This window comes from Truepera sp. (assembly GCA_032027045.1).
GTDB lineage: Bacteria > Deinococcota > Deinococci > Deinococcales > Trueperaceae > JAAYYF01.
Map to the genome: position 1 here is coordinate 1,413,211 of JAVSMU010000001.1, position 24,786 is coordinate 1,437,996.

The 24,786-nt window shown below is 67.0% G+C and carries 14 protein-coding genes and 1 tRNA gene; 8 read left to right on the forward strand and 7 right to left on the reverse strand.

The window, feature by feature from the left end:
• Window positions 1-3: 3 nt before the first annotated feature.
• The 4 genes from ROY82_06500 (at window position 4) to ROY82_06515 (ending at window position 6,972) form a co-directional block, all read left to right on the forward strand.
• Window positions 4-1,977, forward strand: a complete 1,974-nt coding sequence (locus tag ROY82_06500; GenBank protein MDT3682112.1) for a S9 family peptidase — start codon at window positions 4-6, stop codon at window positions 1,975-1,977.
• A 129-nt stretch (window positions 1,978-2,106) separates the two neighbouring features.
• Window positions 2,107-2,376, forward strand: a complete 270-nt coding sequence (gene rpsO / locus ROY82_06505; GenBank protein ID MDT3682113.1) for a 30S ribosomal protein S15 — start codon at window positions 2,107-2,109, stop codon at window positions 2,374-2,376.
• A 282-nt stretch (window positions 2,377-2,658) separates the two neighbouring features.
• A complete protein-coding gene (pnp, locus tag ROY82_06510) occupies window positions 2,659-4,854 on the forward strand; it encodes a polyribonucleotide nucleotidyltransferase (GenBank protein MDT3682114.1) in 2,196 nt (731 codons plus the stop codon).
• Window positions 4,855-5,019: 165 nt separating this feature from the next.
• A complete protein-coding gene (locus tag ROY82_06515; protein MDT3682115.1) occupies window positions 5,020-6,972 on the forward strand; it encodes a ribonuclease J in 1,953 nt (650 codons plus the stop codon).
• A 52-nt stretch (window positions 6,973-7,024) separates the two neighbouring features.
• On the opposite strand, the gene ROY82_06520 is transcribed toward ROY82_06515, so the two are convergent.
• Both ROY82_06520 and ROY82_06525 read right to left on the reverse strand, forming a co-directional pair.
• The gene (locus ROY82_06520) at window positions 7,025-7,711 is read right to left on the reverse strand and encodes an NUDIX domain-containing protein (GenBank protein ID MDT3682116.1); all 687 of its coding nucleotides are present in this window, start codon (window positions 7,709-7,711) and stop codon (window positions 7,025-7,027) included.
• Between the two features lie 39 nt (window positions 7,712-7,750).
• Window positions 7,751-8,083, reverse strand: a complete 333-nt coding sequence (locus ROY82_06525) for a hypothetical protein (GenBank protein MDT3682117.1) — start codon at window positions 8,081-8,083, stop codon at window positions 7,751-7,753.
• A 211-nt stretch (window positions 8,084-8,294) separates the two neighbouring features.
• Between ROY82_06525 and ROY82_06530 the strand changes: the two genes are divergently transcribed.
• Entirely contained in the window at window positions 8,295-9,209 is a 915-nt protein-coding gene (locus tag ROY82_06530; GenBank protein ID MDT3682118.1) for a diacylglycerol kinase family lipid kinase, read from the forward strand.
• A gap of 134 nt (window positions 9,210-9,343) precedes the next feature.
• Window positions 9,344-9,420 (forward strand) — tRNA-Pro (locus ROY82_06535).
• Between the two features lie 384 nt (window positions 9,421-9,804).
• Here the strand turns inward: ROY82_06535 and ROY82_06540 are convergent.
• On the reverse strand, window positions 9,805-10,512 hold the full coding sequence (locus tag ROY82_06540; GenBank protein MDT3682119.1) for a site-specific integrase: 708 nt from the start codon (window positions 10,510-10,512) through the stop codon (window positions 9,805-9,807).
• 184 nt (window positions 10,513-10,696) lie between these two features.
• Here ROY82_06540 and ROY82_06545 point away from each other — a divergent pair, with 184 nt between their 5' ends.
• Window positions 10,697-11,770, forward strand: a complete 1,074-nt coding sequence (locus tag ROY82_06545) for a ParB/RepB/Spo0J family partition protein (GenBank protein MDT3682120.1) — start codon at window positions 10,697-10,699, stop codon at window positions 11,768-11,770.
• Here ROY82_06545 and ROY82_06550 read toward each other — a convergent pair.
• Window positions 11,740-12,117 carry a restriction endonuclease gene (locus ROY82_06550; protein MDT3682121.1) on the reverse strand — a complete coding sequence of 126 codons (378 nt, stop codon included), beginning with the start codon at window positions 12,115-12,117 and terminating at the stop codon, window positions 11,740-11,742. The genes ROY82_06545 and ROY82_06550 overlap by 31 nt on opposite strands.
• A 31-nt stretch (window positions 12,118-12,148) precedes the next feature.
• Between ROY82_06550 and ROY82_06555 the strand changes: the two genes are divergently transcribed.
• Window positions 12,149-12,739 (forward strand): hypothetical protein, encoded by a 591-nt coding sequence (locus ROY82_06555; protein ID MDT3682122.1) that lies wholly within the window; start codon window positions 12,149-12,151, stop codon window positions 12,737-12,739.
• A gap of 17 nt (window positions 12,740-12,756) precedes the next feature.
• On the opposite strand, the gene ROY82_06560 is transcribed toward ROY82_06555, so the two are convergent.
• Genes ROY82_06560 through ROY82_06570 form a run of 3 tightly spaced genes read right to left on the reverse strand, consistent with a single transcriptional unit; the run spans window position 12,757 to window position 24,706 of the window.
• Window positions 12,757-16,698, reverse strand: a complete 3,942-nt coding sequence (locus tag ROY82_06560; GenBank protein ID MDT3682123.1) for an N-6 DNA methylase — start codon at window positions 16,696-16,698, stop codon at window positions 12,757-12,759.
• On the reverse strand, window positions 16,695-19,529 hold the full coding sequence (locus tag ROY82_06565) for a helicase-related protein (GenBank protein MDT3682124.1): 2,835 nt from the start codon (window positions 19,527-19,529) through the stop codon (window positions 16,695-16,697). Before ROY82_06565 ends, ROY82_06560 begins: the two co-directional genes overlap by 4 nt.
• Entirely contained in the window at window positions 19,526-24,706 is a 5,181-nt protein-coding gene (locus tag ROY82_06570; protein MDT3682125.1) for a DEAD/DEAH box helicase, read from the reverse strand. Before ROY82_06570 ends, ROY82_06565 begins: the two co-directional genes overlap by 4 nt.
• Window positions 24,707-24,786 lie beyond the last annotated feature (80 nt).

Sequence of the window (24,786 nt, forward strand, 5' to 3'; positions counted from 1 at the left end):
GCCATGGCAAGAGCCCCCAAGAGCACCGACCTACTATCCCTCAGCTTCGTCTCCGACGTGGTCGCGGGCCCGGACGGCGACTCGGCCGCCTGGGTCGTCACAGACATCGTCCCAGGCAAGGATGGTGACGAGTACACCCCGCCTCGCTACCGCAGCCGCGTCCACCTGCGCCGCGGCCTGGCCAAGAAGGCGCCCAGCGAGTTCACCCGCGGGGAGTACTCCGACACGGCGCCGCGCTTCTCCCCTAGCGGCGACCGCCTGGCGTTCCTGCGCTTGACGGAGGCCAAGGGTCGTCCGCAACTTCACGTCATGCCGATAGATGGCGGCGAACCCGAGCGCGTCAGCGACCACGAGGCCGGGGTGCAGGCCTTCGCCTGGGCGCCGTCTGGCAAGCAGATCGCGTACGTGACCCTGGACGACTACCAGGATCTGGCCGCCAAGAACGGCCTGCCTCGGCGCATAACCAAGCGCTTCTGGCGGATCGACGGCCTTGGCGTATTACCCAGCCAGCCGGCTCAGGTCCACCTGCTTGACCTGGCCACGGGCCGGTCCCGCAAGCTGACGGAGCTTCCCGAATCGGCGGAGTTCCTGGCCTTCGCGCCTGACGGTGAGACCCTCTGGGTCACGCTGCAGTCGGCGGCCAGGGGCTCCGGCGAGATCCTCACCGACGTGGCGAGCGTCGACGTGACCAGCGGCGAGCACAAGGTGCGTATTCCCGGGCTGATGGGCGTCTCGACTCTCTCGCCGTCTCCGGACGGTAAGTGGCTGGCGTACTGTGCCAGCCAGGTACAAGGGGACATCGCGTCGGATAGTGGCGTGTGGCTCCTGGACCTCACCAAGCCACGCAGCAAACCCAAGCTGTTGTCGGGGGCGCACGTCACGCCACCGAGCGCCGGTGGCGACAGCCGCTACGGCAGCTACGTGAACGCGGCGGCCTGGAGCGCGGACTCAGGCTCCATGACCTTGAACGTGAACGACCGAGGCGCCAGCGGCCTGGCGCGGCTGCGGCTCGACGGGTCTCTCGAGCCTCTGGGCGCCGAGCGGCGGGTGGTCACGGGCTTCAGTGCTCCCACGGTCGCTGGCGAACTCGAGGCGCTCTTCATCGCCGAGCACCCCGACCGGCCCGGCGAAGTCTACGCCCGCTGGCGGGGCGGGAGGGAAACGCGGGTCAGCCACGCCAACGACTCGTGGTCCAGGCGCCTCGCCCTCGTCAAGCCTGAGGGCCCCTTCACTGCCGGCGAGGCCGACGCGGAGTACTGGTTGCTGCGCCCCCGCGAACCACGCAAGGACGGCGCGGCCGTGGTCGAGGTGCACGGCGGACCTCACACGAACTACGGTTACGGCTTCCAGTTCGAGTTCCAACTGCTGGCCGCCAAGGGTTACGCCGTCATCTACGGCAACCCGCGGGGCAGCAGCAGCTACGGGTTCACGTTCGCGACGAGCTTCCTCGGCAACTACGGCTCGGTGGACGCCGACGACGTGATGGCCATCGCCAGGGCCGGCCAGGCGCGGCTTGGACGCAAGAAGGTGCCGCTGCACCTCACGGGTGGCAGCTACGGCGGCTTCATGACCAACTGGCTGCTGGGCCAGACGACCCTCTTCAGGTCGGCGGTCACCCAGCGCAGCATCAGTAACTGGACCAGCATGTACGGCACCTCCGACATCGGGCCGTGGTTCGTGGAACGCGAGGTCGCCGGCGTGCCGTGGGGCGACGTCGACGCGCTGTGGCGCCAGAGTCCCATCCGCAACGCCGACAAGATAGTGACGCCCCTCCTCATCGTCCACTCGGAGGAGGACTACCGCTGCCCGATCGAGCAGGCCGACCAGCTGTTCTCGGTCCTCAAGCGGCTCGGCAAGGCGGAGACCGAGTTCTTCCGGGTGCCGGGCGAAGGCCACGACCTCTCCCGCTCCGGGCGGCCCGACCGGCGCGTCCTCAGGCTCGACGCCATCGTCGACTGGTTCGAGCGCCACGCCTGACGCCGGTAAGCCGCGTTTCGCGCCGCCGCGGACGCGTGTGTTACACTCCAACGTTGATACCTGGGCCGGCATCGACACTTATCCCCGGATCCGGCTCGGGAGTGCAGATTTGAAAGGTAGACCCTGATCATGACGATGAACGCAGAACAGAAGCTCGACGTCGTAAAGCAGTACGGCAAGGACGCTCAAGACACCGGCTCCACGGCCGTGCAGGTTGCCTTGCTAACCAAGCGCATTCAGGAACTCAGCGAGCACCTGCAGATCCATAGGAAGGATCACCACAGCCGGCGCGGCCTCCTCATGATGGTCGGCAAGCGTAAGCGGCTTCTCACCTATCTAGAGCGCACGGATTACGACGCCTACAAGGAACTGATCGCCAGCCTCGGCCTGCGACGCTGAGGTGGGGCATTAGGAAGCAGTCCAGTGTGCGAGGGGCCCCGAACGCGGCTCATCGTGCAGGTTCGTTGCTCATTGGACTGATAGACGGCGAGGCCGACTTGGCCTCGCCGTTCGTAAAACAAAGGGGCGCGGCCATGGCCGACGCCCCACGTCCCGGTGCGATGCCCAAGGGCGTCGTCCACTTTCAGCCCCCAGCCGGGGGCACTCAGATGCGCGGTCGACGCCCCCACCCGGGCGCCCTAGCCGTGCTCAGCGGGTAACGAAGCAGTCGAAGGAGAGAGCGTGAACCTACCCAACCACCGCGTTTACACCACCCAGTTCGGGGGCCGCGAGCTGGTCATCGAGACCGGCAAGCTCGCCAAGCAAGTGTCCGGCAGCGTCACCGTGCGCTACGGCGACACCCTCGTGCTCGTCACGGCCCAGATGAACGACAGCGCCTCGCCTTTGTCGTTCCTCCCCCTGACGGTCGAGTACGAGGAGCGCCACTACGCCATCGGCAAGATCCCCGGCTCGTTCATGCGCCGCGAAGGCCGCCCCGGCATCCAGGGCACCCTGAACGCGCGCCTGATCGACCGCCAGATCCGCCCGCTCTTCCCTAAGGGCCTGCGCAACGAGGTCCAGGTGATCGTCACCATCCTGTCGGCGGATCAGGTCAACGACCCGGCGCCGCTCGCGGCCATCGGCGCGTCGGCGGCACTCTCCATCTCCGACATCCCCTGGGCCGGGCCGACCGCCTGCGCCACCGTGGGCTATGACGGCGGCCAGTACCTCGCCAACCCGAGCATGCGCCGGCTGCACGACGGGGGCTCCCAGCTGGAGCTGACCGTGGCCGCGTCCAAGGACGCCGTCTTGATGGTCGAGGCGGCGGCAACCGAGCTCCAAGAGGACGTCATGGTGGGCGCCATCGAGTTCGCTCAGGAGCAGCTGGCCCCGGTCGTCGCACTCATCGAACGCATGCGCGAGGACGTCGGCGCCGTGAAGCGCGGCTTCGTCCCAGCCATGGAACTCTCGCAAGAGGTCGTCGAGAAGGTCCAGCAGGCCGCCGTCGGCCGCTTGAAGGGCGTGCTGCTCACCCAGGGCAAGCACGAGCGTTCGGTGGCCATCAAGGCGCTGCGCAGTGAGATCATCGAGTCGTTCGTGCCCGACGTCGGGGCGGAGGGCGCCGAGCAGCAGGTCAACGAGCTCAAGGCCGCCTTCGCCAAGGCGGAGCAGGCGGAGATGCGTCGCCTGGTGCTGGCCGAGAACCTCCGGACCGACGGCCGCCGCTCCGACCAGGTGCGCCCCATCTGGATCGAAACTGGCGTGCTGCCGACGGCGCACGGCTCCGCCGTGTTCACGCGTGGCGAAACGCAGGTCCTGGGCGTGGCCACGCTCGGCACCGGCCGGGACAACAGGCTGGTGGACGACCTGGGGCTCGACGACAGCGAAGAGTTCATGCTCCACTACAACTTCCCGCCCTTCTCCACCGGCGAGGTAAAGCGCCTGCGCGGCACCGGCCGCCGCGAGCTGGGCCACGGCAACCTGGCGCGCCGCGCCCTCCTCGACGTGATGCCCAGCCAGGAGAGCTTCCCTTACGTCGTGCGCGTGGTCGGCGAGACCCTCGAGTCGAACGGTTCATCCTCCATGGCCACCGTGTGCGCCGGCTGCCTGGCGCTCATGGACGCGGGCGTGCCGCTGCGCGCTCCCGTGGCGGGCATCGCCATGGGGCTGGTTAAGGAGGGTTCCGACTACCGGATTCTCACCGACATCCTGGGCTCCGAGGACGCCCTGGGCGACATGGACTTCAAGGTCACCGGCACCCGCGACGGCGTGACGGCGCTGCAGATGGACATCAAGATCGGCGGCATAACGGCCGACCTCATGCGTGAGGCCCTGGCTCAGGCCCGTGAGGGTCGACTGCATATCCTCGACCAGATGGCGCAGGTACTGCCGGCGCCTCGCGGCGAGATCTCGGCGCGCGCGCCACGCATCCTCCAGGTCAAGATCCCGACCGACAAGATCGGCACGGTCATCGGGCCCGGCGGCAAGCAGATCCGCGAGCTGGAGGCCATGGGCGCCACCGTCGAGGTTCAAGAGGACGGCACGGTGCGCATCTACTCCGAGGACTCGGACGCGGCCCAGGCGGTCAAGTCACAGATAGAGGCGCTCACGGCGTCGGCCGAGGTGGGCAAGGAGTACGACGGCGTGGTCGCCAAGACCACCGAGTTCGGCGCGTTCATCACGCTCTTCGCCGGCACCGATGGGCTCTTGCACATCAGCCAGATAGCCGAGGAGCGGGTCGAGAACGTCGAGGACTTCCTCAAGCAGGGCGATCATGTCCGCGTGAAGGTCAACGGCATCGACGACCGCGGCAAGATCGACCTCGTGCGCCCCGAACTCGAGGGCAAGGTCGCCCCGCGCGGCCCACGCAGGGGCCCGGCCGGCGACCGTGGCCCACGCGGCCGTAACGACCGCGGTCCCAGGCGCGACCGCTTCTGAAGCAACTTTCGAGGGCGGCGAGAGTGATCGCCGCCCCACCAGGCACTTCCCCCACTTGTACGAAATAGGTGGCGCCCTCCTGGGCGCTGCAACACCGATCAGCGAAAGGAGTTCGAGCGATGCGATATGCGGACGCTGCGAAGCGCCGATCGAACGTAGCTCGAGATGAACCAGATGCCAGACGACGAGCGCAAGCCCAACAACCGACGCCGGCCCCGTAGGGCCGGACCCAAAGACAAGGGGGCGGGAGCGTCGAGCGGCGACAAGCCCTCAAGCAGCGCCGCCCCGACGCAGCCCGAGACCAACACTGCCGCAGCGCCACGCATCCGCCGCGGCACCGATGAAGCCGGCCGCGGCGGCAAGTCGAGCACCGCGGATGGCGGGGGACGCTCTCGGCGCCCCCGTGGTCACAAGAGCGCGACCAGCGAGGGCCGCCCCGATCACGACGGCGGAGCGCACCATGGCTCAACGGCCGACGGAAAGCTCAAGGTCATCGCCCTGGGCGGCATGGGCGAGATCGGCAAGAACATGTTCGCCTTCGAGTATGACGACGAGATCCTCCTGATCGACGGGGGACTCGCGTTCCCCGAGACCGAGATGCTCGGGGTCGACATCATCGTGCCGAAGATCGACTGGGTGGTGGAGAACGCCCACAAGATCAAGGGCTGGGTGCTCACCCACGGGCACGAGGACCATATCGGCGGACTGCCATACATGTTGAGGCTTCTGCCAAAGATCCCCATGTACGGTGCGCGCCTCACCCTCGGTCTGTTGCGCGGCAAGTTCGACGAGTTCAAGCTGCGCGAGGCGGACGTCGACCTGCGCGAGATAAGTACGGACGACCGCGTGAAGATCAGCAAGAACTTCACGGTCGACTTCTTCCGCATGACGCACTCCATCCCCGACAACTCGGGCGTGATCATCCACACCCCCATCGGCCGGGTAGTGCACTCCGGCGACTTCAAGCTCGACTACAACCCCTCCGACGGCAAGACGAGCCACCTGCACAAGCTGGCGCAGGCCGGAGCCGACGGTGTCTTGCTGCTCATCTCCGACAGCACGAACGCCGAGAGGCCGGGCTACACGCCAAGCGAGCACGACGTGGCCATGGCCGTCGACGAGATCGTTGCCAAGGCCAAGGGCCGCGTCGTCGTCACGACCTTCTCGAGCCACGTGCACAGGCTGCAGAACTTCGTGCGCATCGCCGAACGCTACGACCGCCGCGTGGTGGCAGAAGGCCGCTCGATGGTCAAGGCGATCGGCATAGCTCAGGAACTCGGCTACCTCGAGGCGAAGAACCCGCTCCTGAGCACGGACGACATCAACGACCTTCAGGACGACAAGGTCCTGTTCTTGTGCACCGGCTCACAAGGCCAGCCCATGGCGGCGCTGTCGCGGCTCGCCAACGGCACGCACCGCAAGATCCGCCTCAAGCCGGGCGACACGGTGATCCTCTCCTCCAACCCCATCCCTGGCAACGAGGAGGCCGTCGGCAGGGTCATAAACCAGCTCTACGCCAGCCGTGTCAACGTGCTCTACCCGCCCGCCTACAAGGTGCACGCGTCGGGCCACGCCAGCCGCGAGGAACTGAAGCTGATCCTCGACCTCACCCGGCCCAAGTTCTTCCTGCCGTGGCACGGCGAGATGCGCCACCAGGTGCACCACCAACGCCTGGCAGACGGCATGAGCGATCCGCCCACCAAGAGCCTCATCGTGGCCAACGGCGACGTGGTCGAGTTGAGCCGCGACGACATGAAGGTGACGGGCAGCGTGGATGCGGGGGTCGTGCTCATCGACACCGTGGGCAAGGCCGGCGACGAGGTCACGGAACCGATCATCCGCGACCGCCAGACGCTCTCCGCCGAGGGCGTGGTCGTCATCATGGCCCTCGCCAGCAAGACGCCCACAGTGGAGGTCATCATGCGCGGGGTGGCGTCGGGCAACAACGGCCTGAAGGACGAAGTGGTGAAGATCGCGCTGGAGAGCCTGCAGAAGGGCGTGCGCGAGAAGCGGCGCCTGGGCGACATCCGCGACGACATCTTCTATCCCGTGAGGCGCTACATCAGGAAGGCCACCGGGCGCAACCCGCTCATCGTGCCGACGGTCATCGAGAACTAGGCCGGGGTCTGGTTACCGGGGTGTAGTTGCCCGGGGTCAGGTTTACCGGAGTCTAGTTGCCCGGATCCCCGCCAGGGGTTAGGAAGGGGCGTTCGGCGATGTCGGACGCCTCTTCGCCGTTCACGTAGGCGGCCACGCGCTCGAGGGCCTGCGCGAGCGTCTCTCTCCCCCGCGCCGGTAGGTCCGCCTCTATGAGCAGCGCGTTGCTGGGCCGCCGCATGCTGTCATAGCCGGCCGCCGCCACGTACTCGCCGTTCCGGAACAGACGGATGGCGGCGCCCAACGGCACCTCGTAGAGCGTATCGACCTCGTCGATCTGCAACTGGTAATCGTGCAGGGCCCTGTCCTCCAGCACCACGTACACGTCTTGATGCTCGCGGTCGACGATGGGCGCTGGGCCGTCGTCGTAGCGCCTGACGGCCGCGGCCGTACCGAGGTACGCGAGTTGGCCCGGCCGCAGCACGAGCCCGAGCTCCTCCTCGGCCTCCCGGATGGCTTCCAGGAAGTGCTCGCCGGCGCGCACGTGACCCCCGACGCTGACGTCGAGCTTGCCGGGCTCCAAGCCCTTCGTGAGGGCCCGCCGCTGCAGCAGCACCAGGCGCTCCTCCCGGACGATCCAGATGTGGATGGCGCGGTGCCAGTCACCATCACGGTGGACCTCTCCCCGCGGCTTCACCACGTCCGTGGGATTGCCGTACTCGTCCAAGACGTCCAGTAACTCGAGGGTAGCGTCGCCCACGCCGTGATGATAAGTCACGGCGTCACCAGGCGTCGCAGCCTAGCCGGCGCCCTTTCCCAGCAGGACGTCGCGCACGTTCACCTTGCGCGAGTACTCGATGGAACCGTACTGGAAGAGCTTGACGGCCAGGCGGAGCACGAGCGCCGCGAGGCCGAACAGGATCGCGATGATCAAGATCGCCTGCCGCGACGGCAACGTCCCGAACGCGTTGCGAAGTAGAGCGGTGATAGGCGCCGAGTAGGGGAAGTAGCTGAACACTTCCACTATCAGTGCGTTCGGGTCGCCGATCGTCAATGGCAGGATGTAGAACGGGATGAAGATCAGCGCCATCATGGCGCCGAAGATCGGTCCTGCGTCCTTCGCCGTGGGCATCGCGGCCCCCAGGGCCACGAGCGTGGCCGTGAACAGGGCGAACCCGCCAAGCTCGCTCCGGCTTGCACGAACCCACCCTAAATGTCATAGGGCTGGTGAACACGTCTGTGCCGGGAAGCCGTGAGCAGGCGCGATGGGCCGCGACCTTGCGGGTCGAGAACCGTCCCAACGGTCGTCTATCACGGCAGTAGCCGGCAAGGTACTATCGGCAATGTTCGAGAGCAAGAGGATCTGCGTCATCCTCAACCCGTCCAGTGGCGCGGAGTCGGCGCGTGAACTGAGCGATGTCATCCAGGACACCCTTCGCGCCGACGGGGCCGCTGAACTGCATATGCGCCTCACGACCGGCGCCGAGGACGCGCGCAACTGGGGCAAAGAGGCAGCCAACGACGGCTTCGACTTCGTGATCGCCGGTGGCGGCGACGGTACGGTCACCGAGGTTGCCCACGGGGTACTGCGATCTGCAAGGTCGCCCGCGATCGGCATCGTCCCGCTGGGCACCGGCAACGGCATGGCGCGCGTCCTCCGACTGACGCAAGACCCTAGGCGGTCCCTCGCGGCCATGCAGACAGGCAAGATCGTCACGCTGGACGCCCTCGACGTGGTTTCTCACGATAGGGCCTGCCTGTTGTTCCTGGGCGCGGGGCTCGACGCCGAGATCAACCGCGATGCCGACGCCGAGCAGAAGGCCCGGCTGGGCTTCCTGGCCTATGTCAAAGCCACCATCGCCAACCTGTCCGGCCGGAAGAATCGACCGGTGACCCTGGTCGTGGATGGCCAGGAGCGACAGCTTCTGGCTCACACCGTGAACGTCTTCAACGCGACGCACTTGGCGGTCCTGGGCTTCGATATCGGCCCCGATGCCCACCCGCACGACGGCGTCGCCGAGCTATCGGTGATGTCCTCACCGGGCTTCTGGCCCTTAGTCGGCCAAGTGCTGAGCATCTTGGGGCGCCGCACCAGCAAGCCGGAGCTCGAGCCGATGCGTACCCTGAAACTCAGTGCCGAGCCGCCGATGCTGGTGCACGTCGACGGCGACGTTATCGGGAAGACGCCCGTGGAAGTCAGGCTGTTGCCTGCCGCGCTGCGCTTCATCGCCGACGCTGGTTACGAGATCCCGGATTAGGTCGAGAGCCGGCAAAGGCAACCAGGGAGTGCTGCCTTGCCTTGACGGCCGCAAGCGCCCGAACGTAGACTTGCCTTTGCGTACTGCGAAGGACGCCCGTGCCAAGGCGGTCCCCACCGCAACCACGGACACCTCGGGGTGTAGCGCAGCCTGGTAGCGCACTTGACTGGGGGTCAAGTGGTCGTCAGTTCAAATCTGGCCACCCCGACCATGAGGAAACGACGTCCAGGACGTCATGCACGAGAATCCCGCGCTGAGCACATCAGCGCGGGATTCTTCAAACTGTCCCAAACTCGTCCCGACGTGTCAGCAGCAGGCGCGGAATGAGCAGCCGCAGCATTCTCATGACGGGCTTGAGCCTGTTCGGGTAAGGGGCCCAGGAAAAGCGTAGGGACTTTCCGTCGGCTTCCCACGACAGCCCGAGACGCTACGGTCTCCCCCGGCCTGAAGACGGCTACGAACCTCTCCTGCAGATGTCGCAAATAGCGCGACTCGGCGTACCTTCCTTGCTCTGCGGTGAGCTCCGGAACACCAGGACCGCCTCCACGCGGACGAGTCCGCGTGGAGGCCCAAGGTCGTGAGGACCGAGCCAGGTCTAGTCGGCAGCCGTAGCACCTTCCTCGTCGTCCCCACTATCGTCCAGGAACGCATCCATCGGGAGGGTGCTGCGACGCAGCGCCTCGTCGTCTGGGTCCTCGTAGACGTTCTGGGAGAAAGCAACGTCCTTGTGGCCCATCACGCGGCTCGTCAGCTTCGGTGCCCCCGTGTCGTTGGTGGACAAGGTCATGAACGTGTGCCGGAACGAGTAGAGGGTGACGCTCCCCCGGATGCCAGCCTTCGCCGCGATCGGCTTGAGATGCCGGTTCAGAATGTTACGGGAGTCGGCCGGCTGACCATCCAGGCCACAGAACACCAGTTCGAGGTTCTCGTCGTAGGCGCGTAATTCCTCCTGGGGGGACAGGTGCTCCAGGAGGATCTGCTCCAAGCCGGGCGAGATCGGAACCTTGCGCTTGCTGCTCAGGGTCTTCGGCGGGTCGAACTGGTACAGGCCCCCGGGCAACAGGGTCAGCTTCCGTTCGACGTGGATCCACCCGGCACCGAAGTCAACGTGCTCCCAGGAGAGCGCCAGGGCCTCGGAGGGACGGAGACCGGTGCTGGCGAGGAGCGCGAAAAACGAGTACCAGTAGTTGCCACGTGCTGCTTCCATTAACGCTGCGAGTTCCGCGGCCGTGAGGGCGCGCTTCTTGGATTCTGCTACGTCGCTCTGGCGGCGCTTGAGATCGTGCAGGACGTTCGTAGCCACGAACTTGGAGTGACCCCTGCTCCACCCCCTACCTCCCCCGCCTGACCGGCCGCCGGATAACGTTATCCGGCCCACGACCAACCCCCACGGCCGCCCCCCTCTGACAGAGCGTCGCGAGAAGCGACTAGTAGGAATCGCTAGCCTTCCACAGAGGCCACTCCTACGCTGGCCAAGAGGACTGACCATGCAGAAAGAGCAAGAGCAACAAGAGCAGGAGAAACAGGAGAAGCGGCCGCAGCCGACGCGGTACCGCTCGGAGATGCCGCTTGATCAGCTCATGCCGTCGCCGGAGAACGCCCGCAGGCGCTTCGAGGACGGCCCGCTACGCGACCTCGCCGACTCGATCCGCTCCCAAGGCGTCACCAACCCGCTCACTGTTGTCCTGCGGGAAAGCGCCTCAGACGAGAAGCCTACCTACACTGTGATCGCCGGCGAACGGCGTCGCCGCGCCGCCATCCTCGCCGGCCTCACAGAAGTACCCGTCATCTGCCTGTTCGACCCTCACCTTATCGACCAAGCCCCGCAGATCGCCCTCGCCGAGAACCTCCTCCGCCAGCCGCTCAACCCCTACGAGGAGACGATGGCGATCCTCGACCTCGTCGCCAACCGCCTAGCGCGCCAGTCCAAGTGGCCCACATACCGTGAGCATTACCCTTCCGACCGGCACGCCGCCGCTGAGGCCCTCCGTCTGCTAGCCCTCGGCGGCAAGAACCATGAAGCGCTCCGCACCTCCCTGAAGATCGAACCGAGCGAACTCGAGAAACTCCTCACCGGCCTCCTCGGGGAGCGCGACGGGATGAGCTTCACCAGCTTCGTCAAGAACCGCCTGAAACTGCTGAAGCTCCCGCCCGACGTCCAACGCGCCTGCGAAACGGGCGCACTCGACTACACCAAGGCGAACCTACTGTCCGAGGTCCAGGACGCGGCCCATCGCCAGTCTCTCCTCGACCGAACCCTCGAGCAGAACCTCCCCCACGCTCAGCTACGCCGCCTCGTTAACGAGGTGAAAGGTTCGAAGTCGCCCAGGACCGATCTCTTCACCCGACTCGATCAGGTGAAGCGCGACCTCAAGACAGCATGGCCAGACCTGGGCTCCAAGGACCGTGCTCGCGCCGAACGCCTGGCCAACGAACTCGAACAGCTCGCGGGTCGTGAAACCTCCGAGCGACGTCCTCAGCTCAAGAAAGCCGGAGAGGACCGCAAGCTGTCTACCAACAGCGACGCCACCTACTCGACGTCGACCGCCTCAGGCACGTAGACGCGCCGCAATGGGAGCAACCCCTTGTACTTCGAGTCGAGCTGCTCGTACCGGTCAAGCACCAAGCTCACGAGCTGCTCGCCGTCGATCAACCGCAGGTTCGCCTTGCTATTGGCGAAGTTGCGCGCCTGCGGCGTGAAGTCACCTAGCGTCACCAGAAGGCCGAACTCCGAGCTCGCCACGTTGCCGTAGAGCGCCTGCACCGCCGGCGCTCCGACGCTGCCCTCCGTGGACTTCACCTGCACCTTGATGATCGGCGGCTCGAACCCGAGCTCGTCGCGGTGCGCCAAGATGTCGACACCGCCGTCGGGGCCCGGCGGAGAAACGCGCGTCCGGTAGCCAAGCACCGAGCAGGTCGGCAACGAACGCCGAGTACGGATGGCCCTTGAGCTCGCGCCCGATCGTCTTGAGGACGAAGTGACGCGTCGTCGCCTCGATCTCCTCTGCTACCAGCGCCACCGTCTCGTCCTGCTCTGCCGCAGGTGTCACCACCTGCCCCTGAAGCGCTGCCAAGTGCTCGTCGAGGTAGTTGCGCACCTGGAACAGCGTCAACGCCAATCCCAGCTCGAACAGCGCCCGTTGCGAGTAGCTGCTGCGCGGCACACGCTTCAGCCACTGGGCCCGCCGTTGGTGGCAGAAGCGGTAAGGCGCCTCAAGTGCGAATCGGTAGTCACTCTTGACGCGCCCCAGGTGCACTTGCTGATCGAGCTTCGACGGGTACGCCACCAGGTCCCCAACCTGCATCTCGTGCACGAAACGGTCGAGCCAACTCGCGCCCGTCACGACGCTGCCATCCGAGGGCTCCGGGAAGACCTGGCGGTAGACCTGCTTGAACGCCTCGCGGTCGTTCGGCAGCGCTGCCAGGTCCGGCGTGCCGGGCCAGGCCAGCGCCACGACGCCGTTCTTGGCAAATACCTAGTAAGCCTCTTCCCCATGGCCTGCGAGAATCTCCAACCATGGCAACTGTGATGCAGCGATGTTTGAAATCAGGCAAACTTCGGCCTAGTACTCGCACAATGGGTGACACTTGCATCAGCAGGGGGCGGATGGAGGACCGAGGTGAACTTAGAAACGTCAGACCCGCAATCCGATAGTGCGGAGAAAGCCTCCAGTGTCGCTTCTTTAGTACGAAAACGACCGTAGGCTTCCTCGTCAAGCCTTCGAAGTATGGGAAACGCGTCGAGCACGTGCTCCACTTCAGTCTTGTTGAGGCCATAACGGAGGAAGAAGTATGCGTCTAGCTCAGCAAGAATAGTCAAGCGGCGCTCTTCATTCAAAATGAACGGAGGGCCACCGTATCCGTGTGCCTTGGCAAAGCCCTCGAGGTCCCAAGAAGTGAAACTCAACTCCAATACTCGTGGGATTACAAAGTCTAGGTCATGCGACCCGTACGAACTCGGAGGAAGCGCAGGTAACTGCCTTACTATGAAGTAGGATAAGTGACTCCCGCCCAGCTTTTGCCTGGTAACGTAGTCGAAGACTAGGCTGTTAAGGTTGGCTAACAATGCGGCTAATGGCACCTGCGTTTCTTCAACAATCAGGAACTGCACTACGTGGTTTGCTGCAGCCCTTGGCAATGCGGTAAATATCGCCGTGCGTCGATTTGTGTTGACATTGACGATGTCGCGGAAGACTAGTGCCTTCCACCAGTCGTGTCTTACGACACGCTCAACCTCTTGACGTTCGACCCAGTACCGAGGAAGTGGCGCTAGCGCTGGATCACAGAGAGAGTCCGCGGTAATGCGCTGCGTTTGGGGCTTTACACCGAAGCGCTTCTCTGGTGGGATTCCCTCGAACGTACCATACCTATGGTTGTATTGATGGAACATCTTTGCCTCGTAAAGGGGTAGCAATTCTTCGTTTCCTTCTCTCGCGAATCGGTTCCCCTGAAGTGCGTACCCCTCGGCTTCAAGTTCTTCGAGTGTGCGAAAGTATCCTGAGTCGTTCGCCATGTCGAACATACGCATGAACGAGACTCCCCACGGATTCTCCCCGCTCAGCTCGTTCACCAGCACCGGCACGCGCCGGTAAATGTCTTTAGTAATATTAGCGTCCCGCCGAGCCCGAAAAACTGGACAGGTTCCTGTGTTCGGGTTCAGCAATCTGATCTCCTCGGGGGTAAGCACGAACCGTTTTTCTGAGTCTTGAACCTCTTCTACGCTAAGCATGAAGAATGCCAGTTCTGATTCAGTAACCGGATTCCCAGCTCCAGTTAGCGTAATAAGGCAGAATTTCTGGGGTGGCGCCACTGCTGGGAAGATTCGGCGCTTGTTCTCGAAGTCGAATATTCGAACTAGTGCACGCTCATCGATTAGATTCTGGAAAAAGTACTTTGTCGTGTCATCAGTAGCAATCCCGGTAGGCAACACCATCCCCAACCGCCCGCGTGTGCTTTGAACGCTCCGACCCAGTTCCGCGAAGAGAGGATAGGTGTTTATGTCGCCACGGCCGGTGAGTGGGTAGCGACCTGAGTTGCGGGCATAGTGGCTTTCGCCCTCTGCTCTACGTTTGTCCTCGAGGAAGGCTGCGTGCAGGCTCGGGTCGGACTGGGTGAGAGCCCGGATGAGACGGCCGCGTTCGCTGGCGTTGCGGGCGTTAGCGATGGCCGGGTCGCGGGCGGCGAACCACTCCTTCTCCTGGAGCTTGACGCGCTCCCACGGCGGGTTGCCGAGCACGACGTCGAAGCCGCTCCTCTCGCCCCCGAACACCTCTGGGAAGGTCAGCTCCCAGGCGAAGAAGCCGTACAAGGTCGCGAGCCGCTCGACCTCGCGACGCCGGACCTCATCGAGCCCGCCGGCCTGCAGCACCCGCCGCACCGTGCCGGTCGTGACAGGCAAGGGCGCCCCCTCTACCTTGCGCCACACGAACGCCGCACACCAGGCATCGTGGGCGAGCTGCTCCCGGGACAGGCGCTCGTCCTCCAGCAACCGCTCGTAGGCCGCCTGCTTAGCTTGCACCTGCTCGGGCGTGTCCGTGGGCATGTTCGACAGTTCCGTGAAGGCCGTGGCGAGGGCCGTTGCTGAAGCGCTGGGCGCGGTGTCGAACAGGGCCCCTTGGCCGCCGCGCTCCTCGCGGTTGCGCCGCTTCACGCCCGAGGCGTACTTCTTGTCGTCCCCCTCGATTGGGTTGAAGGCGTTGTCTGGAAGACCCTCCGCAACCAGCTTCCTTGTGGTGCCGAAAAGGCTGTTACCGACCCGGATGTGGTGCTCGAGGAACGTGAGCGGCTTGCCGGGCTCCATCGCCTCCATCCACAGGGCGACCTTGCACAGCTCCGCGGCCATCTCGTTGACGTCTACGCCGTAGATGCAGTTGCCGATCACGTCGCGCAGCGCGCGCCGCACTTCGTCGGGGGCCGGCTCGTCGTCACCGGTGCGCACGGCGGCGAGGCGCTTGGCGATGCGCTGGGCGGCGGCTATCAGGAAGTGGCCGCTCCCAGCGGCCGGGTCAACGACCTTGAGGTCGAGGAGCGCGCGCTCGGCGTCCTCCCGGTCCTTGCCGCGCACGGCCTCGTCGACGACGGGATCCAGCGCGGAGTCGAGCAGTAGGCTTATGAGGCTCGAGGGCGTGTAGTATGAGCCGGTTGTCTTGCGCTCGTTGCCCGCCGCCGACTTCAGCTCGAAGTCGCTCGCGGAGGCGTCCACCTCGGGGTGGAGCTCGAGCAGGCTCTCGTAGACGCTGCCGAGCTCCTCGGAGCCGAGGTTCTTGTAGTCGACCGGCCGCCGCACCCCGTTGGTGTGGGTGTAGGCCAGCGCCCGCACCGCCTGCAGCAGGTAGGCGTTCGGCAGGTTCGCATCGTTAAGCTCGGGAAGCGCGCGCTCCGCGAACAGGAAGCCGCCGAGCTCGGGCAGGCCGAGGCGCGGCTCGCCGCCGCTGCCCAGCGCTCGCATCACCACCTTGAGTGCCTCGTACAGGTCGCCGTGTCGGCTGCCGCGCAGCTCCGCCGCCAGTTCCCGCAGGCGCTGGGTGGAGTAGTGCCGGTACCTCTCACGCGCCTCCGTCCTAGCGCCGGGGGCGTGGAGCAGGTCCCGGTCTTCCGCGACGAACAGGAACAGCAGGCGGTAGACGAGGCGCAGGAGCTGCCGATAGTAGTCCTGGGGCGAGAGCTCCCCCTCCTGCAGCTTGCGCTTCAGTTCGCAGTTGGTGCCGCGCAGGAAGCCCTTGCCGAGCGCGGTGATGGCGCGCTCCACGCCGTCGCGCAGGCCGTCGAGCGCCCTGGCGCCCGTCTCGGCGGCCTCGCGCGACCACTGCTCGAGCACGCACTCCTCGGGCTTGTTGCTCTCCAGGCGGCTTTGGTGGAGTAGCAAGTAGAGCAGCACGAAGTCGGAGTACTGCTCGCCCTCCATCATCGCCTCGAGCTCGAACTCGAGGAACGCCTGCCGGGTGAGGCTCTTGTTGTCGCGCAGCACGCGCAGCCGCAGCCCGTTAGTGACGACACCCCACAGGTGCTCGTCGCTGCGGTTCAGGAGTTCCTGCACCAGGGAGTGCGGGCTGGCCGTGGCGGCGCCCGCCACCCCGCGCGTGCGACGGTCCAGGTCGACGTTGCAACCCACCAGGTGAATGGGCGCGTGCCCGTAGCCGTGCGATACCGCGTAGCTCTTGCCGTCGATCTCGACGGCGGTCCGCGCTTGGAGGCGGCCGTAGTTGAGCTCCTGGAAGAGCGGCAGCAGCCAGCGCTCGCGCGTGATCGTGGTGCCGAGGTCGCCTTCGGGCAGGCGCTCGCGCGCCTCCTGGAACGTCGTCCAGGCGCCGAGCAGGGCGTTCCAGGCGCGGCTGGCGGCTTCGTTGAGGCGCATCCCGCCTGGCAGGTGGTAGGCCTCTGGCGTGAGAGCGGGCAGCGTGCGGTCGCCAGCTTGGACGCGGCGTAGCAGGTCGGCGGGGAGCAGCGCCCCCTCGGTCTTGATAGTGGTGGCGAAAGCGCTGTCCTTCATGCGACACCCGGCGCTGGGGGGAGGAAGACGTAGATCCCGAGGACGTCGACGGGCAGCAGCGGTTCCACCGCGTAGCGCAGGCCCTTGGCGCCCGCCGCGGTGCGCACGCGCCGGTGCGCGTCCAGTAGCCCCTCGGCCCGTTCGTGGGCGAGGTCCCCCAGGTAACCAGCCAAGTCGTCGAGGTCCGCGATCGCGGCCTCCACGAACTGCTGGGCCTGAACCGGCGCCAGGTTGCCCGCCGGCTCCGCGTGGAGCAGCGGCTCTGCAGACGCGAACTCCAGCCAGCGGCGGTCGCTGCCGGCGCCAGCGAACGCCAGCGGCAGCGTCTCCTCAGCCAGCGTCTGCCACGCCTCGGACCCCTTGGTGGTGGCCACGTGGTAGCGCAGCCGGGCCAGCAGCAGCGTGGTGCGGGTGGCCACAGAGCGGGTACGCATGGCGCCCGCGCGCTTGGCCTTGCCATCGGCGAGCGGGTCGAGGGCCGTGTCCAGCACGAAGCTGGCCAGGCCCTCGGTGAACGGGTGGGTGCGGCTGAGGTAGGTCTCGCCGTCGCGAGCCGGAAGCTCGAAGCGCGCCGTCAACCGCTCGGTCTTGACGCTCTCGCGCAGCCCCTCGGGGGCGTACTGCAGGTCGAACCCCAGCGCCCCGAAGCGGTCTGGGCTGACGGTGCCGCCGTGCGCCCGCACGGCGTCGGTCACGAAGCGCTCAACCACCTCGGCGCCGCCCACGGCCGCCTTGGCTTCTTCGAGTTCGCGTGCGACCTCGTCGACCTTGATGGTCTCCTGCGCGAACACCGTGCGGGAGCGCCGCTCCCGCTCCGCCACCGCGTCCCACCGGCGGTTGAAGTCGGCGGTCTTGGGCTTCAGGTACTGCTCCAGGTCGGCGAAGAGCACGCCCTGCTCGGCGCTGCGGTTGGCGAGGCCGCGCAGCAGCAGCCCCTCGAAGATCGCCTCCACCACCTGGTCGGAGTCGGTCGGCACCGGCACGCTGATGCCCAGGCTGGTTCGGATGGTGCGGTGCTTGCGCAGCAGCACGTCGAGAACGATGCCGTCGATCTGGTTGTCGGTGCCGTACATGGTGCGCACCAGCACGCGCTCGCGCGGCTGGCCGTAGCGGTCCACGCGCCCCTCGCGCTGCTCGTGCCGGGTGGGGTTCCAGCTCAGGTCGTAGTGCAGCACGCTGTCGAAGTGAGACTGCAAGTTGATGCCCTCGCTCAGGCAGTCCGTGGCAACCAGCACGCGCTTGTCGTGCTCGGCCAGCGCCAGCACCCGCGCCTCGCGCTCCTCGGGCGGCAGGTTGCCGGTAATGGCCGCGACCTCGACCCCGCGCGGCAGGCGCGAGCGCAGCTCCTCCGCCACGTACTCGGCCGTGTCGATGAAGCGGCAGAAGACGATGGGCGCGTGCCCGGCCTCGAGCTGCTCCTTGAGGAGCCCCGCGAGCGTCGTCAGCTTCTGGTCCTTCGCGCCTTTGAGGCGCTCGGCTTCCTCGGCCAGCTCCAGCAGCCGCCGGCGCGAGGCGTTGGCCGCCTGCTCGCCTTCCACCTGGCTGCCGGGGGTGACGTCGACGCCCTCGGCGGCATCTTCCTCCATCAGGTCGAGGACGGTGCGCCGCCCGACCTCATCGGCTTCGGCCACCGAGTCGGTGTCGGCCGGCGCCGCGCGGTTGCGCAGCGTGGCGGCAGCCGCGGCAGGCGAGCTGGCTAGGGCGCGCAGCAGGCCGAGCATGGCCCACCAGCGCACGCGCTGGCGGTGCGAGCCGTCATCCTGCTTGAGCTCCTCGCGCGCGAAGGCGAGCACTCTATCGAACAGCGCCTTGGCCTCGCGTCCGATCTGGTAGGGCACGTCGGCCTCGTCACGCTCCGGGAAGAAGGTGGCAGCGCCCAGATACTGCTTGATGTCACCGCGCTTGCGCTGCACGAAGTGCTTCGCGAGCTCGCGCCGCACCGGCTCGTTCTCCCGGCCCGACAGATCCTCGGGCAGGCGCGCGAACTCCGGCCTGAGCAGCGCCAGCAGCGACCGGAACGCCCCCTCGTTGCCCGAGTGCGGCGTGGCGGTGACCAGCACCAGGTGCCGCGCCTCGTCCTCCGCCAGGCCCTTCAGCAGGCGGTGGCGCTGGTGCCGGCCGCCTCTCCCTTCGCCCGCGTCGGCGCAGGTGTGGGCCTCGTCGACGATCACCAGCTCGGGGGCGGAGCGCAGGAACTCGTCGCGGCGCCGGTCGCTCTTTATGAAGTCGGTGGAGACGATGGTGTAGGGGTAGCGCTCGAAGATCGACTGCGCGAATCCCACGTCGCGCTCCAGACGGGATGCGGTGCTGGGCAGCACCAGTACGGGGTCGATGTGGAACTTCTCGCTCAGCTCCGTGCGCCACTGGTCGGCCAGGTGCGGCGGGCAGAGCACGCTGAAGCGGCTCACCTCACCCCGGTCCGAGAGCTCGCGCGCGATCAGGAGCGCCTCGACCGTCTTGCCGATGCCCACGTCGTCGGCGATGAGCAGTCTGACCGGGTCGAGCTTCAGCGCCATGAGCAGCGGCACGAGCTGGTAGGGCCGCGGTTCGACAGCGATACGCCCGAAGCTCCGGAACGGCCCCGCGCTCGAGCGGAACGACAGCAGGGCGGCGTCGCGCAGCAGCCCGGCCGAGCGCGCGTCCCCAACATCGTCAGGGTTTGGGAGCCCGAATGTGGCCTCGCGGACCTCCTCGAGCCCGAGGAGCAAGCCCGTCACCTCGTCGTCGCGGCCGCCCAACGGCTTGAGCACCAGGAACTCCTCGTCGGAGCCCGGTTGCACCACCCAGTCGCGCCCGCGCGCGTTCACCAGGGATCCTGCTTGGAACGTCACCCTTCGCCTCCGAAAAGCGCAGCGTGCTCCTGCAGCAGCCGCGCCCAATCATCCTTGTGGTGGAACCGCAGCACGGAGATCCCGACGTCGAGCATCGCCGCCGTCAACGTGCGGTCCCGTTCCTGCCGGTCGGGGTAGTCGTGCGGCGGGCCATCGATGTAGACCGCCACGCCCTGCTCGGCGTAGTAGAAGTCCGGGACCGTCATCCCGCCAGGGAGCTCGAGGCAGTGCTGCGCGGCGTCCGGCAGGCGCAGGCCCTGAGCCTCCAGCAGGTCGAGGAACGAGCGCTCCAGCTCGCTGTCGCACGCCTTACGCAACCGCGCCAGGTGCGCCGCGCGCGGCTCGGCGGATGGCGAGGCGGCCACCGCCGCGCGCGTGAGGCTGAGCAGCAGGTCACGTACCGCGAAGCGGTCCACGTGCTCGTGATCGCGCTGGTTGCCGTAGCTCATCAGGCAGTCGTAGCAGGCGGCCTCGCAGCGCTCGCGCGCCCCCGGGGCCTTACCGAGGTCCGTGCCGGTGTCGGGGTCGAAGTGGGCGATCTCCAGCGCTCGGCGCGCTACCCGCGCGATGGCGCCGGGGTCCTCGACCAGCGACCGCAGCACGCCCGCGCCGCCCTCGGCCGCCTCGAAGAACAGGATCGCGCGGCGCTCGTCCCGGCTCGGCAGCGGCTCCGCCGCCAGCTCGTTGTCCTCGAGCTGGTACTCGACCTGGATGGCCGTCTTCAGGGCCGCCTGCAGCGAGGCCATCACGCCGACCTCGAGATGCTCGGTGGGCCGCCACACCAGCAGGTTCCGGCGGTCCTCGACGTACGGGACCACCTTGCGCACGCTCTTGGAGAGCGGGTCGTCGGCCTCCTCGAGGTGCGGTTCTTCCCCGCTAAGCTCGGACTCCTTCGCCCAGAAGCCGCGCTCGACGTCGAGCGCGAAGCCGATGTCGTTGGGGTTCTGGCGGTGGCGCCAGCCCAGGTTGATGCGCCAGATGGTCGCGGCTTGGCCGAACTCAAGGTTCGCCACTGCTTGCCCGTCGACCGTCACGCCGGCCGAGCGCGCCTGCAGGACGCCCTGCTCCACCGCGAAGCGGTAGCCGGTCATGACCTCGTAGCCGAGGCGCTGGCGCTCCTCCTCGTCGCTGGAGATGCGCTCGACGCGCTTGGTGGTCACGTTCTGCATGCGCAGTAGCGAGGTGAGCGCGGTGGGCAGCCGCGCGCCGCAGCGCTCGCAGTTCTCGTAATCGAGCTTGTCGGTCACCGGGTGGAAGTAGCCGCACGCCTCGCAGCGCTTGGCCGCCTGCTCGGCAACACCGTCCCGTCCCTCGGGGTCGGGCGGCAGCAGCACCCGGTTCACGCGGTACTTGGCCCCATCGTGGTAGACGATCGCTTGCGGCCCGAACTCGCTGATCGCCAGGAACCGCGGCCGCGAGACGTACTCGTCGCGGCCGGTGCGGTTCATGCGCCCGGGGATGAACGCCGACAGCGGCAACCTCGGGAACGAGTAACCCGGCAGGAAGCCCTCGCTGGCGAAGTAGCGGTAGGAGAAGAAGTCCGATGCCATCGCCGACTCAGAGTCGATGAGCAGGTCGCGCTGCATGCGCGCCTCGCGGTAGAGCCGCTCCGCCTGCCGGCGCTTTTGCACCGGGGCGCTGGCGTCGAGGATCACCGCGTGCTGCCTGGCCATCTGGTCGACCGCCGCGAGGTAGAGGCCGCGCCAGCGGTCGGCCGTCCGATCGAACCGCGCGCGCACCTGCTTGAGGGTCTCGTCGAGCCAGCCAGCGTGGTACCAGGGCGCCTGCACCAGCTCGCCTTCGATGCTCGCTAGGACGCGCTCGGCCCGCTGGCGCGAGCGGATGAGCGCGTTCTGGTGCGAGGTCTCGGTGGCCACCCGGTCGTTGACGGGCAGGTTCGGCGCCTCGAGGTCGAGCACGTCGGCCAGGCTGCGGCCGAGGTCCGTGCCGGTCTCCGACAGCCAGATGGCGTGAACGTGCGCGCGCACCAGGTCCTCGTTGCTTAGGTCTAACCGGGGCGGCGCCACGGCGCCCGCCACCATCTGGTCCTGGCGCTTGAAGAAGTACGCGTCGTGCGAGTTCCAGTTCAGGCAGTAGGTGAACACCAGCGCCGGCTGGCCGCTGCGGCCCGCGCGCCCGCTGCGCTGCGCGTAGTTGGCCGGCGTCGGCGGCACGTTGCGCATGTTCACGACGTTCAGCGACGCGATGTCGACCCCGAGCTCCATGGTGGGCGAGCAGTACAGCACCGGCAGGTCCCCGGTGCGGAACGCCTGCTCGCGCTCCTCACGCTCGTCGGCCGACACCTGCGCCGTGTGCTCCGCGGCATGCACGCCACCGAGGTTGCGGGCGACCTCCTGGTAGTAGCGCTCGAAGAACTCGTTGGCCTTCCGCTCGCCCACGGGCGGGTCGACCACCCGCAGCGGGTCGTGATAGGGGGTGCCGTCACCGGCGTGCCAGCGCAGCGAGGCCGCGTAGACCTGGTAGCCCGGCACTTGGCCCGGCTTGCCTGGCGGCAGCACCTCCGCCACCAGGCCCGCCCGCTGCAGGATCTTCAAGAGCTCGCAGATGATGACCTCGGTCTGCTCAATGCTCGGCCGCTCGGCGAGGTGCGGCAGGGTACCGTCTCGCCGGAGGAAGCGGCCAAAGCCGCCGCGGCCGGAGAGGTAGACCCATTCGCGGGTGTCGCCCTTGCTCTGGGCGCGCGGCAGCGCCACGCTGGCGTACTCCAGGCGCTCGCGCTCGTTGAGCGCCCATTCGCCGGTCAGGCGCTGGCCGCTCCGCGCTTTGAGCTGCTCCAGGAAGTCCTTGTCGAGAGGATCGGCCTTGATCGCCAGGCTGCGGCGCATCAGGTCCAGCAGTGCCTTGGCTACACCGTAGCGCGCTTCAGGCGCCGCGCCTGACAACGCCGGGTGCAGGCCCTGCCAGTACTCGTCGCTGGCGCACAGTTCCTCAATGTCCTGGTAGCGGATTTCGAGGAGGCCCACCTGCTCCAGGTTGGGGGCGTTCAGGCGCCAGCCGCGTTTCAGGTCTTGGAAGATGCGGTACGCCAGCACGTCCCGCAAGGTCTCCTCTGTCTGGCGCTTCGCGGCCAGGAACACGGTGGGGTCGGCGGCGTACTCCTCGAACTCCAGGTTCATCACTCCGAAGACCTTCTGCGCCACCTCGTGGTGCTGCAGGCCGTTCGCGCCCGCCTCGTACGCCGCCTGGTAGAGCGCGCCACGCAACAACCCGACCTCGACGAAGTCGTTGAAGTGCCCCGCCTGCAGCGCCGCGTCCTGCCGGTTGTCGGTGAATGAGAGCAGCTTGCGCGCCTCGGCATCCAGGTCTGACTCCATCAACCGGCGCACCGCCGACAGGCTCAGGATGGTGGTGGAGGTCGCCCGGCCCTCGCTGGAGAAGACGTTCAGCTTCGAGAAGTCGCCCTGGCGCCCCGGGTAGGTCACCCCGCACGCCAGGCAGAACTTGAACGGCGCGGCGACGAACTGGTAGGTCTTGCCGCCCGCACCCTGACGGCCCTCGGGCAGCACGGAGACCGTGAGCGGCCGGTCGGTGCGCCGGTGGGAGCGCAGCCTGGTCTGGCCGTCACGCTCCTCGAGCCAGTCGTCAGGAAGCCGGGCGTAGTAGTCGTCCGAGTCCTCCTCCGGCCACGGCCGGTCCTCGCTGGCGTACAGGAACCCGGCAGTGAGGCCGGCCTGCCCTTTGGAGTCGGCCAGGCGCCGCGCCGAGAAGCGCTCGGTGGCCGGGTCGCGCCAGACCGTGTAGTACTCGTGGCCGCATTCACGACAGAACGCCAGCGGCAACAGCAGCGCTTCACGATCACGCCCGGGCGCGAACTGCTGGGCGGCCATCGTCACGTGCCGCTGCGCCGGGTCCTCGGCGGTGGCGTATATCGCGTCGCCCTTGCTAATGAACTGGTGCAACCGGAACGCGAACAGCGGGCGGCCGCTCGCCGCGTCACGCGCCTCGCTCCCCGCCAAGAGCGTGCTCCTCAACGCCCGCTCGCACGCTTCGGGCTCCAGGCCCGTGAGCCTAGCCAGCTCTTCCGCTGCGCCGTTTTCACCACCCAGTCGGCGCGGTAGGGCGCGCACCAACCGGCCGGTGCCGGGCTCCTGGGTCACACCGAAGGTCGTCTCGATCCACGACGCGAGCGCCGTCGACTTGAGCTGAGCGTGGCTGAGCTCCTTCAAGCGCGTGTACCCGACGACGTTGCCTCGCAGCGCTTGGAGCTCGCCAGGCTCTTCGAAGCCCAACTCGGGCGTTTCGCGCTGTAGGGTCTCGCCGATCACGTGGTCGGCGGCGACCGGCACGCCGAAGATGCGGCTGGCCACTTCGGCCACCTTGGCCTGCCGGTCGGCCAACGTGCCTTCGCTGGCCATGGTGGCCGATGTGCCGATGCACTGCAGCTCCGGCCCTCCCGCACGCTCGCGAACGCGCCGTATCAGCATGGCCACGTCGGAGCCCTGCCGGCCACGGTACGTGTGCAGCTCGTCGAACACCAAGAAACGCAGGCCCTCGGCCGCCTCGACCAGGCGCCGCTCCTGCGGGCGCGTGAGGATCAGCTCCAGCATCACGTAGTTCGTCAGCAGCACATCCGGCGGGTTCTGGATGATCTCCTGCTTCTCCTCGTGCGACTCCTGTCCCGTGTAGCGCCTGAACGTCACCGGCGGCTTGTCGAAGCCCTTCACGAGGAACTTCTCTAGCTCCCCCTCTTGGCTGTTGGCTAAGGCGTTCATCGGGTAGACCACGATCGCCTTCAGGCCCTTGCCGCTCCCAGCCCGCAGGACGTGATCGACGATTGGGATGATGTACGTCAGGCTCTTACCCGAGCCCGTGCCGGTCGTGACTACGTAGTCATGGCCACCGCGGGCCACGTCGATCGCCTCGACCTGGTGGCGGTGCAGGCGCATGGGGCTGCCGATGGGATCTTCGTCGGTCTTGCCCGCACGGAAGACTCGGCCGCACTGCTCGTGCAGCGCGCCGGACGCCACCAGGTCGTCCAGCACGGCGCCCGGGGCGAAGGACGGGTTCAGTTGGAGCAGCGGCTCGGGCCACAGGCTCCCGCGACGCAGGCTCTCCTCCACCCCGCTCCGGATGCGCTCGTCGCGGATGCGGATGAAGCTCTTTACATAGTCTGCGTAGTCCGCGACCAACCCGTCGCGAAACTCGAAAACGTCCATCTTTAGACCCCTCTGGCCGTTCTACCCCGGAAACACCGCTAATAGGCCTGTGTTAGGGCAAGGTTACCGAACACACGGTT